Here is an 18827-nt window from a genome sequence, read left to right on the forward strand (position 1 = left end):
CGCTGTCCGGTTCCCCGAGGCTCAACCGCCGTCCCGAGTGGGCGGCCCTGGAGGACCACCGTGCGGAGGCGATGCAGCGCCCGCAGCTGCGTGAGCTGTTCGCCGCCGACCCCTCCCGCGCCGAGCGGTACGTCGTGCGGGTGGGCGATCTGCGCATCGACTACTCCAAGCACCTGATCGACGACGAGACGCTCGCCCTGCTGCACGAACTGGCCGTCGCCACCGATGTGTCGGGGCTGCGCGACGCCATGTTCCGCGGCGAGAAGATCAACGTCACCGAGGACCGGGCGGTGCTGCACACCGCGCTGCGGGCGCCTCGGGACGCGGTGATCGAGGTGGACGGCGAGAACGTCGTGCCCAAGGTGCACGCCGTGCTCGACAAGATGAGCGGCTTCGCCGAGCGCGTCCGTTCCGGCGCCTGGACCGGGTACACCGGCAAGCGGATCAGGAACGTCGTCAACATCGGCATCGGCGGCTCCGACCTCGGCCCCGCGATGGCGTACGAGGCGCTCCGCCCGTTCAGCGCACGGGAGTTGACGTTCCGGTTCGTCTCCAACGTCGACGGTGCCGACCTGCACGAGGCCGTGCGGGACCTGGACCCGGCCGAGACGCTGTTCATCGTGGCGTCCAAGACGTTCACCACGATCGAGACGATCACCAACGCCACCTCGGCCCGCTCATGGCTCCTGGAGGGGCTCGGCGGCGAGGAGAAGGCGGTCGCGAAGCACTTCGTGGCGCTGTCGACCAACGCCGGCAAGGTCACCGGGTTCGGCATCGACCCGGACAACATGTTCGAGTTCTGGGACTGGGTCGGCGGCCGCTACTCCTACGACTCGGCGATCGGCCTGTCCCTGATGATCGCCATCGGCCCGGCCCAGTTCCGGGCGATGCTCGACGGCTTCCACACCGTCGACGAGCACTTCAGGAGCGCGCCCGCCGAGGGCAACGCCCCAATGATCATGGGCCTGCTGGGCATCTGGTACGGCAACCTCTTCGGCGCCGAGTCCCATGCGGTGCTGCCGTACAGCCACTACCTGTCGAAGTTCACGGCCTACCTCCAGCAGCTGGACATGGAGTCCAACGGCAAGTCGGTGGACCGGGACGGACACGTCGTGGGCTGGGAGACCGGTCCGGTGGTGTGGGGCACGCCCGGCACCAACGGGCAGCACGCCTACTACCAGCTGATCCACCAGGGCACCCGGCTGATCCCGGCCGACCTGATCGGCTTCGCCCGCCCGGTCGCCGAGCTGAGCGGCGAACTGGCGGCGCAGCACGACCTGTTGATGGCGAACCTGTTCGCGCAGGGCCAGGCGCTGGCCTTCGGCAAGACCGCCGACGAGGTCCGCGCGGAGGGTGTGCCCGAGGCGCAGGTCCCGCACCGCACCTTCCTCGGCAACCACCCCACGACCACGATCCTCGCCCGTGAGCTGACCCCGTCGGTCCTCGGCCAGCTGATCGCCCTCTACGAGCACAAGGTCTTCGTGCAGGGCGCGGTGTGGAACATCGACTCCTTCGACCAGTGGGGCGTGGAGCTCGGCAAGGTCCTCGCCAAGCGGGTCGAGCCCGCCCTCACCGAGGACGCCGACGTGCCCGGTCTCGACGCCTCCACCGCCGCCCTCGTGGCCGCCTACCGTGAACTCAAGGAAGTGAACTGATATGCAGCTCGGTCTCATCGGTCTCGGCAAGATGGGCGGCAACATGCGCGAGCGGATCCGCCGCGCCGGCCACACCGTCGTCGGCTACGACCGCAACCCCGAGGTCTCCGACGTCAAGAGCCTCGAAGAGCTGGTCGAGCAGCTCGACGCGCCGCGCACGGTGTGGGTGATGGTCCCGGCCGGCACCGCCACGCAGGGCGTCGTCGACGAACTCAAGGACCTGCTGTCCCCGGGCGACACGGTGGTCGACGGCGGCAACTCCCGCTGGACGGACGACGAGAAGCACGCCGCCGAGCTCGGCATCAAGGGCATCGGCTTCGTCGACGCGGGCGTCTCCGGCGGTGTGTGGGGCCTGGAGAACGGCTACGCGCTGATGGTCGGCGGCGACAAGGAGCACGTGGAGCGGCTCCAGCCCGTCTTCGAGGCGCTCAAGCCGGAAGGGCCGTACGGCTATGTCCACGCGGGCCGGGTCGGTGCCGGGCACTTCTCGAAGATGGTCCACAACGGCATCGAGTACGCCATGATGCAGGCCTACGCCGAGGGCTGGGAGCTGCTGGAGAAGGTCAACTCGGTGGACAACGTCCGTGAGGTGTTCCGCTCCTGGCAGCAGGGCACGGTCATCCGCTCCTGGCTGCTGGACCTCGCCGTGAACGCCCTCGACGAGGACGAGCACCTGAAGAAGCTGAAGGGCTTCGCGCAGGACTCCGGCGAGGGCCGGTGGACCGTCGAGGCGGCCATCGACCACGCCGTGCCGCTGCCCGCGATCACGGCGTCCCTGTTCGCCCGGTTCGCCTCGCGGCAGGACGACTCCCCGCAGATGAAGATGATCGCGGCGCTGCGCAACCAGTTCGGCGGGCACGCGGTCGAGTCGAAGGAGTAGCGGACCGTGGGGGATCTCCTTCTGGTCCGCCACGGTGAGACGGAGTGGAGCAGGTCGGGACAGCACACCAGCTTCACCGACCTGCCCCTGACCCAGGACGGCGAGGAACAGGCCAAGTCGCTCGCCCCGCTCCTGTCCGGCCGGACCTTCGCCCTGGCGCTCACCAGCCCGCTCGGCCGCGCGGTCCGCACCGCCGAACTGGCGGGCGTGACCGGGGCCGTACCCGACCCCGATCTCCACGAGTGGGACTACGGCGGCTACGAGGGCGTCACCACCGTCGACATCCACCGCACCCGTCCCGACTGGTACCTGTGGACCGACGGCGTGGCACCCGGCCCGCCCGACCACCCGGGCGAGTCGCCGGCCGAGGTGGGAGCGCGGGCCGACCGGGTGCTCGCCCGGGTCGCGGCGGCGCTGCCGGACGGCGATGTGGTCCTCGTGGCGCACGGGCACTTCCTGCGGGTCGTCACGGCCCGCCGGCTGGGGCTCGCCCCTGCGGACGGACGGCTGTTCCAGCTGGCCACGGGCACGGTGAGCCGGCTGTCGACCGAGCACGGCCGGCCGGTGATCGCGCAGTGGAACACCCGGTCCTGAACTCCCCGGTGCCGGGTCGCGCAGTGGGCGCGGCCCTCGGCCACTGCGGATGCGGCCGGGTGGGGTTGCTGGGATGCTGAGGTGTGGGCGGGACCGGCACCGGGTTCCTGCCCGCCTCAGCGCGCCCTCCTGACGTGCCCGAGTGCCGCTCTCCGCAGGGTTGTTCACATCCGGAACATCCGGGAGCACATCGGCGCGAACCTTCGCTGCGGCTGCCACGGGCCCGTCGGTAGCGTGCTGGCCCCTGCCACGTACGCATCCGTACGCAGTCGTACGAAGGAAGTCCACCGATGGCCGAGTCAGGGCAGCAGCACGAGCAGCGCTACGAACGGTACGAAGGCGGCAGTCCGCGAGCGGAGCGGCTGGTGTTCGAACGGCTGGCCCGCGAGCTGATGCGGGTGCAGGTCAAGAACCGGCGGGCCGGGGGCGGGCCGGTCGCCCGGGCCTTCCACGCGAAGGCGCCGGTGGCCGTGGAGAACGCGCGGCTGCGCTTCCACGACGACCTCCCGGCGGCCCTGCGCGTGGGGTTCGCACGGCCGGGCGCCGAGTATCCGGCGACCGTCCGGCTGTCCGGCGCGAGCGGCATCCGGCAGGGCGACGGCTCGCCCGATCTGCGCGGTGCGGCCGTCAGGGTGCGGGTGACGGAGGAGGAGAGCCACGATCTGCTGGCGACCAGCCATCCGGTCTCGCATGCCGCGAACGCCCGGGAGTTCGTGGCCTTCGCCAAGGCGATGGCGGGCGCCCGCAGCCCCTTGCGGAAGGCGTTCGCGCTGCTGGTGAAGCTGCCCCTGGCCGTCGGGCCGCGGACCGCCGGCCGGATGCGGCGCAATGTGCGGGCGGCGACACGGCACACCGTCGACTCCCTCGCGACGGAGACGTACTGGAGCCGGGGCGCCATGCTGTGGGGCGAGGCCGGCCCGGTGCGGTTCCTGCTGCGGCCGGCGCCGGGCAGCGCCCCCGCGCCCACCCCGGACCGCGGTGAGACGGACTTCCTGCACCGGGAGTTCGCCGACCGGCTGGCGCGCGGCCCCGTCGAGTACGACCTGTGCGTGCAGCGGTTCGTGGACGAGCGGCACACTCCGGTCGAGGACGCCTCGGTGGAGTGGACGGACGGCATGTCGCCCGCGCTCCCGGTCGCCCGCCTGACCATCCCCGGCCAGGACCTGGACAGCGCCGAGGCACACGCGACCGCACGCCGGATCGAGGACCTCGCCTTCAACCCCTGGTACACGACCGAGGAGTTCCGCCCGCTCGGCAACATCAACCGGGCCCGCAAGGCCGCGTACCAGGCGTCGAGCGCGCACCGGCTGGGGCTGCGGTTCGTCACCGGGGAGCCGCTGCGCAACAGGGTGCTGGGACGGCCGGTCGAGGCGGCGTTCGGGCTGCTGAACCGGTATGTGCCCTGGCACCGACTGCCGGTGCAGCCGAGTCTGCTGAACCTCGTGTTCCTGCGCCGGGTGCTGCGCCGGCTGAACCTGATCGACACCGAGCCGCGCGAGGCACCCCCGCGCGCCCAGCGGGTGCCCGAGCCGATCCCGGAGCATCTGCGCGGCGAACGGTCCTACGACGGCACGTACAACGATCTGTCGGACCCGCGGATGGGCGCCGTCGGCTCGGCCTTCGGGCGCAATCTCCGGCCCGACCACCGCCCCGACCTCCACGACACCCCGAACCCGGTGACGGTGAGCCGCCGGCTCCTGTACCGCGAGAGCTTCCTGCCCGCGACCTCGCTGAACGTGCTGGCCGCGGCCTGGATCCAGTTCCAGGTGCACGACTGGGTCAACCACCGGCGCCACAAGCCCGGTGAGCGCTCCGTCGAGGTGCCGTTGCCGCCCGGCAGCGGGCCGTGGCACAACACACCGGGCGGGCCGGACGAGAACGTGATGCGGTTCGCGGAGAACGAGGGCATCGAGGTGCCGGGCCGGCCGCCCCTCCTCTTCGGCAACACCGCCTCCCACTGGTGGGACGGCTCGGAGGTGTACGGCGGCGACGAACGGACCGCCCGTTTCCTGCGCGAGGCCGACGGGCGTGCCGAACTCCGCCTGGAGGACGGGCATCTGCCGGCCGGCGGCAACGGCGGGATCCCGCTGACGGGGTTCAGCGACAACTGGTGGATGGGGCTGAGCGCCATGCACACGTTGTTCGCGCGGGAGCACAACGCGGTGTGCGCCGCGCTGCGCGCCGAGTACCCGGCGATGGGCGAGGAGCGGATCTACCAGACCGCCCGGCTGGTGGTCTCCGCGCTGATCGCGAAGATCCACACGGTGGAGTGGACCCCGGCGATCCTCGCGACCGAGGCGATCGACATCGCCCTGCACACCAACTGGCAGGGCCCGCCCCGCAAATGGCTGGACCGGCTGGGCCTGTGGCTGTTGGAGGCGCACTCGCTCACCGGCATCCCGAAGACACTGCCGGACCACCACACGGCGCCGTACTCCCTCACCGAGGACTTCGTCACCGTCTACCGCATGCACCCGCTGATCCCGGACGACTTCGAGCTGCGCGAGCACCACTTCGGGCAGCGCCTGGAGACGGTCGGCTTCCTGGACATCCAGGGCGGCGCGGCCGAGGCGCGGATCCGCAAGACGGGCCTGGCGAACACTCTGTACTCGTTCGGTATCGCCCACCCCGGCGCGATCACCCTGCACAACTTCCCGCGCTCGCTCCAGCGGTTCGAGCGGGAGAGCGAGATCATCGATCTGTCGGTGGTGGACCTGGTGCGCACGCGGCGGCGCGGCGTGCCCCGCTACAACGACTTCCGTGCGGGGCTGCACCAGCCGCGCCTGCGTTCCTTCGAGGAGCTGACGGAGAACGCCGAGACACTGGCGCGGCTGAAGGAGGTCTACCGCTCGGTCGACGAGATCGACACCGTGGTGGGGCTGTTCGGGGAGAACCCGCCGACCGGATTCGGCTTCAGCGACACCGCGTTCCGGGTGTTCATCCTGATGGCGAGCCGGCGCCTGCAGTCCGACCGGTTCCTCACCGTCGACTACCGGCCCGAGGTGTACACGCCGCTGGGTATCGACTGGGTGGAGCGGGGCGGCATGGACTCCGTGATCCAGCGGCACTGCCCGGAGCTGGCGCCGCTGCTGCCGCGCGGGGCGAGCGCCTTCGCGCCGTGGCGGGCGGTGCGGCCGTCCGACGGCCCTTCATGAGCCGGTGGGCGGTGAGTTGACAGGTTCGGCGGCCGGCGTCAGAGTCCCGGCTGATGGAGATCAACGATCTGACGCCGGCCGAGCTGCGGGTGTGGCAGGCCTTCCCCAGGGGTGAGGCCGTCGACTTCCGCGCGGCGCGGGACGAGAGCGCGGCCGACGGTGCCGACTGGGGGCCGCAACGGACCCTGCGCGCCACGGTGTTGCGGGCGCTGCTGCTAGACGGCCCGGTCGTCGGCGGTGAGGTGGCCGCGCTCAAGGTCGCGGGCGCGCGGATCACCGGCGCGCTGGATCTGCGGTACGCGACCGTCGAGAGCGTCGCGCGCCTGAGTCAGTGCCGGTTCGACGACGTCCCGGATCTCTCCGGCGCGCAGCTGAAGTACCTCAATCTGTCCGGCTCCGACCTGCCCGGTCTGGCGGGCGCGCGGATCCGCGTCGACGGCGGGCTGCGGCTGGCGAAGTGCCGGTTCCGTGGGCCGGTGCGGCTCGGCGGGGCGCAGATCGCCGGGGCGCTGTATCTGGAGGACGCCGAGATCACCGCGCCCGAGGGGACCGAGGACCCGGTCCTCCAGCTCCATCAGGTGACCGTCGGCGAGGACCTGTGCGCGTCACGGCTGCGCACGCGCGGCGAGGTCCGGCTGAACGGGGCCACGGTCAGCGGCTCGCTGCGGCTGGAGGGCGCCGAACTGAGGCATCCCGGCGAGTTCGTCCTGAGCGCGGAGGCCATGGAGGTGGGCGCCAACGTCCTCGGCAGACGGCTGAGCGCGCACGGCCGTATCGACCTGCGCGGCGCCCGCGTTCCCGGCCGGCTCGACCTGCTGCACAGCCGGCTGTCCAACCCCGGCGGCACCGCGATACGGGCGAGCAGCTGCGTCATCGGCGAGGTATGGCTGCGCCGGGGCCCGCGGATGGAGGGGATGCTCAACCTGCGGCGCTCCCAGATAGAGCATCTCAACCTGGCGCCGGAGATGCTCCCGGACCAGGTCCGTCTCCTCGACCTCACGTACACGTCGCTGACCCCGCACGTGCCGCCCGAGCAGCGGCTGCCCATGCTGGAACGGGACGAGGACACCTTCGACCCGCACGGGTACGAGCAGTTGACCGCCGCCTACCGCCGTACCGGCGACGATCACGCGGCCCGGCTCGTGCAGCTCGCGAAGCAGCGCCGGCACCGCAGCACCCTGCCCTGGTACGGCCGGCTGTGGGGCCATGTCCAGGACGCCACCGTCGGTTACGGCTTCCGGCCGATGCGGGCACTGGGCTGGCTGCTGTCCCTGCTCGCGGTCGGCTCGGTGGCGTTCGCGCTGCATCAGCCCCCGGCCCTGAAGGCGGGCGAGGCACCGCACTTCAACCCCGTCTTCTACACGCTGGACCTGCTGCTGCCGGTGATCTCCTTCGGTCAGGAGCCGGCGTTCGCCCCGGAGGGCCCGCAACAGGCCCTGGCATACGCCCTGGTCCTGCTCGGCTGGATCCTGGCCACCACGGTCATCGCCGGTGTGACCCGCACGGTCAGCCGCCAATGACCGCCCGGGCGGTGTGCTGCGCGGCCAGCCGTACCGGGGCGTTCTGTGCCCCGTAACCCCGGTAGCCGTCCCGCTGCACCAGCTCGAAGAAGACCCGGCCGACGGTCATCGTGTAGCAGTGCCGGAACTCGCCGTGCGCGTCACGGTCGTAGAGGATGCCCAGTTCGCGGTACGTCTCCAGCTCGCCGTCGGCGAACTCGTGCCGTGCCGCCAGGTCGTCGTAGTAGTTGGCGGGGATCGGGAGGAGCCGCCCGCCCGCCTCCCGGAAGCGGCGGGCCGCGGCGACGACGTCGCTCGTCGCCAGCGCGATGTGCTGGGCGTGCACGGTGTCGTCCGTGGGCGCCGCGCCGACGCCCAGGGCGATACGGACGCTGCCGTCGGCGTTGGTGACGGCGCGGCTGCGCATCAGGCCGTACGGGTCGGCGACGTCCACGCTCTCCTGGGCGTGCAGGCCGAGGACGCTGCGGTGGAAGAGGGCGGCCTCGTCGAAGTGGTGCCAGGGCTGGGTGAGGGCGAGGTGGTCGATGCGGTGGACGCCGGTGCGGTGGGGCCCGCCGGTCACGTCGGCGCCGTGGGGTCCCTCGTTGTCGTCGGTGCCGTGCGGCACGCCGGCCTCGTCCGCGAAGTCGGCCCGCCAGTTGGGCAGTTCGGGGCGGTCCGTGGCGCAGAAGAAGAGCTCCGTGCCGTCGGGTGCCGCGACCGCGTCGAGCGGGGCGTCCTCGGCGGCGCGGCGTCGCGGCAGCACGGGGGCCAGCAGGGCCTCGGCGCGGCGGGCGGCACCGGCCGGGTCGGGTGATTCGAGGCCGATCGCGGCGAGGCCGGTGCCGGTACGGCGGGCGGCGCCCGAGGTGTTGACGAGGATGCGGGCCTCGCCCTGCTGCCAGAGGTCGACCGGCTTGGTGCGATGGCGTGCGGCGCGGGCGAAGCCGAGGGCACCGAGCACGGCGGCGACCGGTTCGGCGTCGGGCGTGACGAGTTCGGCGAAGGCGACGCCGGTGGGGACGACGGGCGCGGGCGGGGTCGCGACGCCGACCGTCTCCTGGAGCACGAGCAGCGAGCGGTGGGCGTCCACTGCGGTCGGTCCTGCCTCGGCCTGGCGGAAGACGTCGTTGAAGACCTCCAGGGAGAGCGGGCCGTCGTAGCCGGTGCCGAGGACGTTGCGGACGAGTCCGGCGACGTCGAAGCCGCCCTGCCCGGGGAAGCAGCGGTAGTGGCGGCTCCACTGGAGGACGTCCATCGCGAGCAGCGGGGCGTCGGCGAGCTGGAGGAAGAAGATCTTCTCGCCGGGGATGTCCGCGATGCCTTTGGGGTCGGAGCCGCGGGAGAGGATGTGGAAGCTGTCCAGGCAGGTCCCGAGCGCGGAGTGGTCGGCGGCCTCGACGATGCGCCAGGCGTGGCCGTAGGTGTTGACGTGCCGCCCCCAGGCCAGCGCCTCGTACGCCACCCGGATACCGAACTCCTCAGCGAGGTCGGCGAGTTGACGCAGCTGATCGGCGGCGAGCGCGTCGTCGTCCACGGCGAGCGGATGGACGCTGGAGCAGACGAGGACCGTGTCGGCCCCGAGCCTGCGCATCAGCTCGAACTTGTGCCGGGCACGCCGCAGATTGCGCGCGAACTCCTCGGTGGGCACGGCCTCGATGTCCCGCATGGGCTGGTAGAGGTCGATACTCAGCCCCAGATCGGCGCACCGCGCCCGGATCTCCTCCGGGCTCAGCGGGCTGGCCAGCAGGTCGTTCTCGAAGATCTCGACCCCGTCGAACCCGGCCCGGGAGGCGGCCGTGAGCTTTTCTGTCAGCGACCCGCTCAGAGAGACGGTCGCGATGGACGTACGCATGCCTGCTCCTTCAACACGCCGTGCTTCAGCGCCCCAGCAGGGGCGCGGGACTGTATCGATTTGCGGCTCCGCCGCGTGGGCGCGACCGGCCACAGGCGGCCCGCAGAGGTCATACCGCCTCACCCACCGGGTTCTCCGCCGCCCCGGCCAACCCCTCGATGTCCGCCAGCATTCGCGCAGCGTCCGGCTCACGCCCGGTGAACAGCCGAAACGCATCCGCGGCCTGGAACACGGCCATCCCGCCCCCGTCCAGAGCGGCGCAGCCGACCGCACGCGCGGTACGCAGCAGCTCCGTCTCCAGCGGCCGGTAGACCACCTCGGCGACCCACAGCCGCGGATGAAGCAGTTCCGCGGCGAGGGGAAGCCCGGGATGCGAGGCCATACCGGTGGGCGTGGCGTGCACGATGCCGTCGGCCGCGCCGACCACCCGGGCCAGCCGGTCCGGCGCCGCCGCGGCAGCGCGCCCCGCGCCGAAGTGCCCGTTCAGCGCCCCGGCGAGATCCGCGGCCCGCTCGCCCAGCGCGTCGACGACGGTGACCCGCTCGGCGCCGAGGGTCAGCATGGCGTGGGCGACGGCCGCGCCCGCGCCCCCGGCACCCAGCTGCACGACCCGCTCCAGCGGTACGTCGGGCAGCCCGCGCGCGAAGGACGCGGCGAAGCCGGTGACGTCCGTGTTGTGGCCGACGGCCCGGCCGTCCTCGAAGACGACGGTGTTGACCGCGCCCAGCGCCTCCGCCTGCGGGGCGAGCTCGTCCAGGTGCTCGATGACGAGCTGCTTGCAGGGGTGGGTGATGTTGAGCCCGTCGAAGCCCAGGTCACGTGCGGACCGCACGAGGTCGCCCACCGCCTCGGGCGGGACGCCGAGCGTGTCGATGTCGATGAGCCGGTACAGATAGCGCAGGCCCTGGCGGGCGGCCTCGCGCTCGTGCAGGGCCGGGCTGAGCGACGGGCCGATGCCGGAACCGATCAGCCCGACGAGATACGAGTCCTTGGTGTCCTTGGCCACCGGTGGGACCTCCTGAGCGGCTCACTAATGTACGAACTGGTGAGTTAGTCATAGCAGGCGGCGAGGGAGCTTGTGAAGACCTGTCCCGACACGCGGGGCGGGCGGGCTTCTACAATCACCGGCACGCGGGTGGGCCACCGGACGGCACCCGCCCCTGGCCGAAGGAAGCCGATGACCAGCGTCGAAGAGCCGGCACGCACCAACGGGCGGATCCGCGACGCCGCCCGCACCCAGGCCGAGATCCTCGACGTCGCGACGCAGGAGTTCGCCCGGGCCGGCTACGACGGGGCCCGCGTGGACGAGATCGCCGCCCGCACCCGCACCACGAAGCGGATGATCTACTACTACTTCGGCGGCAAGGAGCAGCTGTTCACGGCTGTGCTGGAGCGGGCGTACGGCGTGATCCGGGAGGCCGAGCAGCAGCTCGACGTCGAGCATCTGGACCCGGTCGCCGCCATCCGCCGGCTGGCCGAGCTGACCTTCGACCACCATGAGCAGCACCCCGACTTCATCCGCCTGGTCAGCATCGAGAACATCCACGGGGCCGAGCACATCGCCGCCTCCGAGAAGCTGGGCAGGATCGGCTCGCCGGCCCTCGACGTGATCCGCCGGATCCTGGAGTCGGGGCAGGAGTCCGGCCTGTTCACGGCCGACGTGGACGCCGTCGACCTGCACGCGATGATCAGTTCCTACTGCTTCTTCCGGGTCTCCAACCGGCACACCTTCGGCGCCCTGTTCGGCCGCGACCTGGTGGATCCGGCCCGGCGCGAGTACTACCGCACGATGCTCGGCGACATGGTCATCGCCTATCTGACGGCACCGCGCGCCGAGGACTGACCGGGCCCGGTCCGGGCACCGCGCACCACAAGATCCTTCGGCATGACCTCTTGACACCCGGGAAACGTCGGCGCAACATCCCTAGCCATCCGCTACTAACTATCCAGTGGGTTAATTAGCCGGGTAGCTCCCGGCTCGGCCGACCCGTCACCCCAGGGATCCGGCGCCTCGCCCCTCCTCTGCACACACTCCCCATAAGGTGGAGTTCCCTCGAAGGAGCACCCCTGTGTCCGTCCCCGACACGCACGCCGGCCAGCCGCGGAAGGCGGCCATGGCCGCCTGGATCGGCAGCGCCCTGGAGTACTACGACTTCTTCATCTACGGCAGCGCGGCCGCGCTGATCTTCCCCGAGGTCTTCTTCGACGAGTCCGACCCGGCGACGGCCACCCTGCTGTCGCTGGCCACGTTCGGTGTGGCGTACGCGGCCCGGCCGGTGGGCGCGCTGTTTCTCGGTCACTACGGCGACCGGGTGGGCCGTAAGAAGATCATGGTCTTCACGCTGATCCTGATGGGCATATCGACGTTCCTCATCGGCTGTCTGCCCACCCGGGACCAGGTCGGTACCCTCGCGCCGGTCCTGCTGGTGCTGTGCCGTGTCCTCCAGGGCATCTCGGCGGCCGGCGAGCAGGCCAGCGCCAACTCCATGACCCTCGAACACGCGCCACCCCATCGCCGCGGTTTCTTCACCAGCTTCACGCTGAGCGGTACACAGGGCGGGCAGCTGCTGGCCACGCTGGTCTTCATCCCGATCGCCGCGCTGCCCGAAGAACAGCTGATGTCGTGGGGCTGGCGGGTGCCGTTCTGGATGAGCGTCGCGGTCGCCGTCGTCGGCTATGTCATCCGCCGCAAGCTCGACGAGACCCCGGCCTTCGAGCAGCAGGCCGCCACCGAGGGCGTCGTCAGACTGCCGCTGGCGGTGCTGCTGCGGGAGCACTGGGCGGATGTGCTGCGGGTGATCGGCGGTGCGCTGGTCGCCTCGGTCAGCACGATCTTCACGGTGTGGGCGCTGTCCTACGCCACCAGCGACTCGGTCGGGATGGACAAGTCCTCGATGCTGTGGGTGGGCGCCCTCGCCAACCTGGTCGCGCTCGGCGCGATCCCGCTGTGGGCCACCCTGTCGGACCGCATCGGCCGCCGCCCGGTGTTCCTGGCCGGCGCGGCCGGCAGCGCGGTGACGATGTTCCTGTACCTGTGGGCCATCTCGACCGGCTCCTACCCGCTGACGCTGCTGCTCGGCGTCGTCGCCTTCGGGGTGGTCTACAGCGCCGCGAACGGCGTGTGGCCCTCCTTCTACGGCGAGATGTTCTCCACCCGGGTCCGGCTGTCCGGCATGGCCATCGGCACCCAGATCGGTTTCGCGGTCGCCGGTTTCGCGGTCACCTTCGCCGCGCAGATCGCCGGCCCGGACGGCGACGACTGGTCGGCGGTGGCCCTGTTCACGGCCGCCCTGTGCGTGCCGCCGGTCGTGGCCGCGCTGTCGGCCCGCGAGACGGCGAAGGTTCCGACGGAGCAGTTGGGTGAGCGGACGCTCGGGCAGGCCGCGCAGCCGGCAAAGGTGACGGCCTGAGACACCGGGTCCCCGGACGCCGCAAGGGCTCCGGGGACCCGCGGGTCACATCACGGCGCGCACAACAGCTCCGTCCAGGTCTCGGCCACCCGGTCCAGCGAGAACCCCTCCTTCACCTGGACCCGGGCCAGCTCGCCGGCCGCCTGCCAGTCGTCCTCCTCGAGGACGGCGATCGCCTCCGCCATCGCCTCGGGGGTGTCGTGGATCCACCGCCGGTCGTAGATCTCGTCCGCACCGGGCCAGGGCAGCAGCGAGGGCACCGCACCGGAGGCCATCCCCTCGGCGGGGGCGAGGTGGAAGCTCTCGTCGTCGCTGGTGGACAGCACGTGCCCGACCCGGCGCAGCCAGCCCGCCACGTCCGGCCCGAACGTGTCGAAGACGACGGCTCCTTCGAGCAGCGGCGAGGTCTGCATCCGGCGCAGTACGCCCTCGTAGTGTTCACGCTCCTCGGGCTTGTTCCAGATCCACCAGTACTCCCACGGCGGCTTTGACTTGACCGACAGATGCCAGCGCGGGTCGTGGGCGCGCAGCGCCTCCAGGACGTCGAGGCCGAGGTCGAGGCGTTTGCGGCTGGGCGCGATGCCGATCATGCCGAGGCGGTGGTGGGCGCCCGGCGCCTTCGGCCGGTCGAGCTGGTCGGTGTCGACCCAGTTGGGCACGACGACGACTTTCGACGCGGGCCAGCCGGTGTGCTCGCGGGTGCGGCGGGCGTAGTAGGGGCTGACGCACACCACCCGGTCGACGGCGTCGATGTCGACCTGGCGGGGCCAGCCTGCGTCCAGTTCGAAGCGGTGCAGCCGCACGATCAGCCGGCTGCCGCGCCGCTTGTGGCGGCTGTACCAGACGGCGGCCGGGCCGCACCACTCCACGACCACCACGTCCGCCCAGTCGGCGAGTTCCCGGCTCGTGTCCGGGTCGTGGCGGGCGAGCGCCGGCCAGGCGTCGACCCGTACCTCCAGGCCGGGCGTCGAGCGGAAGTGGTCGAGCAGCCGGGTGAGGAACTTCAGGTCGTGCCCGGCGACGCCCACGCGCAGCGGACGGCGACGGCCGCTCACCCCGCCGGGCTCGGCGGGGAAGGCCCGGTCGAGGTGGGCGCGCCAGCGGGCGGCCGCCCCGTCAAGGGTGTACTGGCGGGCGGCAGCTCGGCAGCGGTCGGCGGCCAGCCGCCGCGACTCCGGCTCGCGGGCGACCCGGGCCACCGTGTCGGCGGCGTCGTCGAGTCCGGCGCGTCCCGGCACGAACAGCGGATAGTCCGTGCCGAGCAGCGCCTCGTGCGCCGGCGTGCGGTTGAGGACCACGGGCAGGCCGAGGGCGCCGAACTCCAGGACCTTGGTGGACAGTTCGAGGCTGGAGTCGAGCACCGGGTCGCGCCAGCCGAGGCCGACGTCGCAGTCCGCGGCGATGCGCATGGCCTCCTCGCGGGACTGTCCGCCGTGGTGGCGCACACCCGGGGTGCCGGACAGCGCACGCGCCATGTCGGCCTGGAAGTCGGGGTGGCCCGGGTCGTCGTGGATCTTGTCGCCGACGGTGTGCAGTTCGGCGGCGGCGCCGCGTTCGGCGAGGAGCTGCGGGAGCCGGGTCATGGGCAGGGTGTTCCAGCGGGGTGCGAACTTGCCGGTGTAGACGAGCCGCAGCGGATCGTGCGGCGTGTCCCGGTCCGGCAGCGGGAAGCCGGGCTCGGGCACGGCGGGCGGGCTGAGCACGCACTTGCCGCACGCCTCGGGCACCCATGTCTCCAGGAAGCAGCGCAACTCCTCGGTCTGGCACAGCAGTCGGTGCGAGGCCTCGGCGATGCGGACGAGGTCGGAGCGGGCCGCCTCGGTCATCTCGGCGGCGGACTGCGGGATGTCGGTGAGGTAGGCCCAGATCCGCCCGTCGAACAGGCCGTCGGCGACGATCCGGGTGACCAGCCGCCGGCCCCGCAGCACCAGCAGGTCGCAGGGCTCGTCTTCGTCGAGCCGGGCGAGCACCTGCGAGGCCTGCACCGGCGACATCGGCCGGTCGGCGAGCCCCGGCAGCAGCCGCTCCTTGTGCGGGGACACCAGACCGACGCGGGGCAGCTCGGCCAGCGGATCGGTCAACCGGCCGGTACGGACGGGGGCCTTGAGGACGAGCCGGCTGTCGCAGCCCGCCCGGGACAGTGCCTGCACCGTCGACTGGGCCCAGACGGCGGACCCGTCGATGAGATTGAGGTCGACGTCGCCGTAGACGAGCGCCCGCAGGGTACGGCTCATGACGGCTCCTTCCCGCGCACGGCGAACAGTCGGTGTCCCCGGCCCGCCCAACTGCCGGGCTCCGTGCCGGACAGGTGCAGCGACCGGCGTACCAGCAGCGGCCGCAGCGACGGTACGAAGACGTAGTCGTCGGCGGTCGGCGTGTGGCCCACCGCGTCGGCGCCGGAGTACTCCTGGGCGCACATCAGGTCGAGCAGCAGGGTGTCGGGCCGGTCCTCGGTGAGGTCCGTCCAGTCGGCGACCCAGGGCGCCAGGGGCCGGCCCCGGCGTACGGTCACTCCGGCGGCGGTGAGTTCGTCGAGGCCCTCCGTGTCGGGTACGACGACCTCGTCCGGCCGGTGCAGCTGGCCGAGCACCTGGCCGACGAGCCGGGCGACTTCGGTACGGCCCCGGGGCGCGGCGAGCACGGTGACGTGCCGTTCGTCCAGCGGGTCCGGGGCCCCGGCCAGCCGCGCGAGCTGCGACAGCCGTACCCGGGTGCTGTCGGCCCGGAAGATCTCGCGCAGCCGTTCCCTGCCCTCGGCGGCCGGGTGGAGCCGGGTGAGCCGTACGCCGGTGTCGGCGTCGAGGACGGCGTCCCAGGCGAGGCGGGTGAGGCCGGGCGCGGCGGAGGCGGGGCCGTCCCGCCACAGCACGGACTTCCTGCCCAGCACCCGCTGTTCGGCGAGCAGTTCGGCGAGGGTGCGGTCCAGGTCGGGGGCGAGTCCGGTGCCGGTGAGCCACCAGGGTCCGTCGCCGGTGCAGGCGCTGAGCTGTACGACGAGCACGTCGGGGTCGGTGCGCTGCACGAGGAGTCGTCCGTCGTGCGGCAGCAACGGGTTGACGACGACGTCCGCCGCGAAGTCCTCGGCGGTCTCGGGGGTGAGCACCCCGGCGACGACGAGGCGGTCGCGGGGCGCCGCGGTCAGGGCGCGATGGGTGAGGTGGAACCGGTCGTCCAGCGGCGCCTCCGGCTCGGCCTGCGCCTTCTTCGCGCCGTCGGCCGCCCGGCCGGCGGTGCTCCGGCGTCCGCGCCACAGTCCGTACAGCTCCCCGGGCAGTCTTGCCGCGCCCCGTTTCGGTGAACGCGCGGCGGTCACCAGTGCCTTGCCGACCCGCAGCGAGGTCGAGCCCTCCAGCATGGCCACCCGTGCCTGAAGGACGTCGACCCGGTCCCGGGCGGCTCTGAGTGCGCCGGCGAGCTGTTCCTTCTCCCGTACGGCGGCGGCGAGCCGGTCGGCGAGCGCGTCCTGCCCGGCCGCCTGACGGGTGCGTTCCGCGTCCTCGGCGGCGGTTTCGAGGTCGATCACCCGGGCCCGCAGGGACCGGGAGGCGAGGTCGGCGAAGACGTACTCGTCGGCGATCCGCAGCGCGGTGGCGTAGCCGTCGGAGGGGACGGGCCGGCCGAAGAAGTCGTGCGGTGGCAGGAGTTCGTCGGTGCGGGCGATGACCGCGCCCGCGTGCAGGTGGACGTAGTCGAGGGGTGCGGCGCGCAGGACCTGGCAGCGGTGGCCGACCAGGTCGTCCAGGAGCCGGTGGTAGGGCAGCTCGGATCCGCCGTGCCCGAAGACGATCAGTCCTCGCGCACCGGGCCGCATCCGGGCCAGTACGGCGCGCAGGGCGTCCTCGCCGCCGTGCGGCCCGGCGTGGGGTCCGTAGGAGAGGAGGGCCAACTCGCCCTCGGTGACGGGGCGTTCGTCGTCGTCTCGCAGGTCGACGCCCGGCGGCAGATGCAGGTACGGCTCCAGGCGCAGGCCGCCGCCGGTGGCGTCCACCACCGTCGTGACGGTGTCGAGGTGCGGATGGAGCAGGTCGGTCAGGCGCATCAGCGGGTCCTCGTGAAGACGTGGAAGCCGACCCGGTTCTCCCGGAAGCCGTACGGCCTGGAGAGGGTGTGCCGCAGGCCGAGCGGCTCGAGTTCGGCGCGGTAGGCGGTGAGCGGGCGGTGCACGATGTGCGCACCGCGGGGCGTGCGGCGGCCGGTGTCCTCGTCGGTGACGATCAGCCGGCCGGCGACGCGGACGAGGGAGGCGAGGTTGCGCAGCCCCGCCGCCCATTCCTCGTCGTCGAGGACGTGGAACAGGACGTCCACGCAGACGACGATGTCGTACGGCCAGGGACCCCGCCACTCGTCGAGTGCGGCGACGGCGTAGCGCGGGCCGCCGCCCCCGGCGCGGGCGTGGTCGACGGCGGTCCGGCTGGCGTCGAAGGCGTCGACCCGGTGGCCGCAACGGGCCAGGGCGCGGGCGAAGTACCCCTTGCCGCAGCCGGCGTCCAGCACGAACAGCGGGGCGGCGGGGCTGGACAGGTCGCCGACGAGGGAGAGGAGCGTGCCGAGCCGCTGGGCGTAGAAGAGTTCGTTGCCGGGGCGGTCGAGCCCGATGTGCCCACCGGAGGAGAGGTCGTCGTGGTCGGCATGGCGGGCCTCCCAGTAGGTCCGTGTGCCGTCCCGTGTCGTCGTCCCGTCAGCCATGGCGCTCCAGCCACCCGGTGATCACGCGGGCGATCCGGGCGCCGGCCCGGCCGTCCCACAGGGGCGGGCCCTCGGCGGGTACCGCTCCCCCGCCGTCCAGCAGCTTGCGCAGCGCCGGGACCAGTTCCCCGTGCGTGACGAGCCGGTTGGTGCCGTGGGTGACGGTGACCGGGCGTTCGGTGGTGGTGCGCAGGGTCAGGCAGGGGACGCCCAGGACGGTCGTCTCCTCCTGCACGCCGCCGGAGTCGGTGATCACGGCGGCGGCTCCGCGCACCAGGCTCATGAACTCGACGTAGCCGAGCGGGTCGAGGAGGTGGATGCCGGGTGCGTCGGCGAGGCCGGCCGCCCGCAGCGCGGCCCGGCCGCGCGGGTGCAGCGGGACGACGAGGTCGAGGTGGCGGGCGGCCTCGGTCAGCACGCGGGCGGCGGCCGCCGCGGCCTCGGGGTCGTCGACGTTGGCGGGCCGGTGCAGGGTGACCACGCCGTAGCGCTCGGGCAGTCCGTGGGCGGTGCGGGCGCTCGCGGCGTCGAACTGCTCCAGATGGGTGAGCAGGGTGTCGATCATCGGGTTGCCGACGAGGTGCACGCGCCCGGTGTCGACGCCCTCGCGGGCGAGGTGGCCGACGGCCTCGGGGCTGGTGGCGAACAGCAGCCGGGCGAGCTGGTCGACCAGACGCCGGTTGACCTCCTCCGGCATCGTCATGTCGAAGCTGCGCAGGCCGGCCTCCACATGGGCCACGGGGATGCCCAGTTTGGCGGCGGCCAGCGCGGCGGCCAGTGTCGAGTTCACGTCGCCGTAGACGGTGACGAGGGCGGGTGCGCGGGCGGTCAGTTCGCCCTCCAGGGCGATCAGGAGGTCGGCGGTCTGCCGGGCGTGGCTGCCGGAGCCGACGCCGAGGTCGGTGTCGGGGCGGGGCAGGCCGAGTTGCCGGAAGAAGATGTCCGACATCCGCTCGTCGTAGTGCTGTCCGGTGTGGACGAGCACCTGCTCGGAGCCCGCGGCGCCGAGAGCGGCGACGACCGGCGCGGCCTTGACGAAGTTCGGCCGGGTGCCGACCACATGGAGTACGCAGCCGTTCATGGTTGCCTCCGG

General features: G+C 72.4%; 13 protein-coding genes. 7 read left to right on the forward strand and 6 right to left on the reverse strand.

Annotated features, from left to right (window positions below; all coding sequences use genetic code 11):
* The first annotated feature begins 2 nt into the window (after positions 1–2).
* The 5 genes from pgi to CP983_RS07255 all read left to right on the forward strand — a co-directional run bounded on the left by pgi (position 3) and on the right by CP983_RS07255 (position 7804).
* A complete protein-coding gene (gene pgi, locus CP983_RS07235) occupies positions 3–1655 on the forward strand; it encodes a glucose-6-phosphate isomerase (protein WP_150506453.1) in 1653 nt (550 codons plus the stop codon).
* 1 nt (position 1656) lies between these two features.
* Positions 1657–2535: a phosphogluconate dehydrogenase (NAD(+)-dependent, decarboxylating) gene (gene gnd, locus CP983_RS07240; RefSeq protein ID WP_107908139.1), complete on the forward strand. Its 879-nt coding sequence runs from the start codon at positions 1657–1659 to the stop codon at positions 2533–2535.
* 6 nt (positions 2536–2541) lie between these two features.
* On the forward strand, positions 2542–3129 hold the full coding sequence (locus CP983_RS07245) for a histidine phosphatase family protein (protein WP_125524435.1): 588 nt from the start codon (positions 2542–2544) through the stop codon (positions 3127–3129).
* A gap of 290 nt (positions 3130–3419) precedes the next feature.
* Entirely contained in the window at positions 3420–6284 is a 2865-nt protein-coding gene (locus CP983_RS07250; protein WP_150498989.1) for a peroxidase family protein, read from the forward strand.
* A gap of 53 nt (positions 6285–6337) precedes the next feature.
* Entirely contained in the window at positions 6338–7804 is a 1467-nt protein-coding gene (locus CP983_RS07255; RefSeq protein WP_150498990.1) for a pentapeptide repeat-containing protein, read from the forward strand.
* On the opposite strand, the gene CP983_RS07260 is transcribed toward CP983_RS07255, so the two are convergent.
* Positions 7791–9638 (reverse strand): bifunctional sugar phosphate isomerase/epimerase/4-hydroxyphenylpyruvate dioxygenase family protein, encoded by a 1848-nt coding sequence (locus CP983_RS07260; RefSeq protein ID WP_150498991.1) that lies wholly within the window; start codon positions 9636–9638, stop codon positions 7791–7793. The two genes, CP983_RS07255 and CP983_RS07260, sit on opposite strands and share 14 nt — an antisense overlap.
* A gap of 109 nt (positions 9639–9747) precedes the next feature.
* Positions 9748–10644 (reverse strand): shikimate dehydrogenase, encoded by an 897-nt coding sequence (locus tag CP983_RS07265; protein ID WP_150498992.1) that lies wholly within the window; start codon positions 10642–10644, stop codon positions 9748–9750.
* A 171-nt stretch (positions 10645–10815) separates the two neighbouring features.
* Here CP983_RS07265 and CP983_RS07270 point away from each other — a divergent pair, with 171 nt between their 5' ends.
* Positions 10816–11481: a TetR/AcrR family transcriptional regulator gene (locus tag CP983_RS07270; RefSeq protein WP_030956875.1), complete on the forward strand. Its 666-nt coding sequence runs from the start codon at positions 10816–10818 to the stop codon at positions 11479–11481.
* A gap of 226 nt (positions 11482–11707) precedes the next feature.
* Positions 11708–13048, forward strand: a complete 1341-nt coding sequence (locus CP983_RS07275) for an MFS transporter (protein ID WP_150498993.1) — start codon at positions 11708–11710, stop codon at positions 13046–13048.
* A gap of 50 nt (positions 13049–13098) precedes the next feature.
* Here CP983_RS07275 and CP983_RS07280 read toward each other — a convergent pair whose 3' ends face one another.
* From CP983_RS07280 to wecB, 4 genes are read right to left on the reverse strand one after another with little or no spacing between them, the layout of a single operon-like run.
* Entirely contained in the window at positions 13099–15282 is a 2184-nt protein-coding gene (locus tag CP983_RS07280; protein ID WP_150498994.1) for a glycosyltransferase, read from the reverse strand.
* Complete coding sequence (locus CP983_RS07285) at positions 15279–17087, reverse strand: hypothetical protein (RefSeq protein ID WP_150498995.1); 1809 nt, start codon at positions 17085–17087, stop codon at positions 15279–15281. The genes CP983_RS07280 and CP983_RS07285 overlap by 4 nt, the downstream gene beginning before the upstream one ends.
* Positions 17087–17734, reverse strand: coding sequence for a class I SAM-dependent methyltransferase (locus CP983_RS07290; RefSeq protein WP_150498996.1), 648 nt, complete (start codon positions 17732–17734; stop codon positions 17087–17089). Before CP983_RS07290 ends, CP983_RS07285 begins: the two co-directional genes overlap by 1 nt.
* Positions 17727–18815: a non-hydrolyzing UDP-N-acetylglucosamine 2-epimerase gene (gene wecB, locus CP983_RS07295; protein ID WP_150498997.1), complete on the reverse strand. Its 1089-nt coding sequence runs from the start codon at positions 18813–18815 to the stop codon at positions 17727–17729. Before wecB ends, CP983_RS07290 begins: the two co-directional genes overlap by 8 nt.
* Positions 18816–18827: the final 12 nt, after the last annotated feature.

The organism is Streptomyces chartreusis, from assembly GCF_008704715.1.
GTDB lineage: Bacteria > Actinomycetota > Actinomycetes > Streptomycetales > Streptomycetaceae > Streptomyces > Streptomyces chartreusis.

Coding starts and splice junctions, on each gene's coding strand:
- gnd (WP_107908139.1), top strand. CDS start 1,657: ATGCAGCTCGGTCTCATCGGTCTCGGCAAGATGGGCGGCAACATGCGC.
- CP983_RS07250 (WP_150498989.1), top strand. CDS start 3,420: ATGGCCGAGTCAGGGCAGCAGCACGAGCAGCGCTACGAACGGTACGAA.
- CP983_RS07290 (WP_150498996.1), bottom strand. CDS start 17,734: ATGGCTGACGGGACGACGACACGGGACGGCACACGGACCTACTGGGAG.
- CP983_RS07280 (WP_150498994.1), bottom strand. CDS start 15,282: ATGAGCCGTACCCTGCGGGCGCTCGTCTACGGCGACGTCGACCTCAAT.
- CP983_RS07260 (WP_150498991.1), bottom strand. CDS start 9,638: ATGCGTACGTCCATCGCGACCGTCTCTCTGAGCGGGTCGCTGACAGAA.
- CP983_RS07255 (WP_150498990.1), top strand. CDS start 6,338: ATGGAGATCAACGATCTGACGCCGGCCGAGCTGCGGGTGTGGCAGGCC.
- CP983_RS07285 (WP_150498995.1), bottom strand. CDS start 17,087: ATGCGCCTGACCGACCTGCTCCATCCGCACCTCGACACCGTCACGACG.
- CP983_RS07270 (WP_030956875.1), top strand. CDS start 10,816: ATGACCAGCGTCGAAGAGCCGGCACGCACCAACGGGCGGATCCGCGAC.
- wecB (WP_150498997.1), bottom strand. CDS start 18,815: ATGAACGGCTGCGTACTCCATGTGGTCGGCACCCGGCCGAACTTCGTC.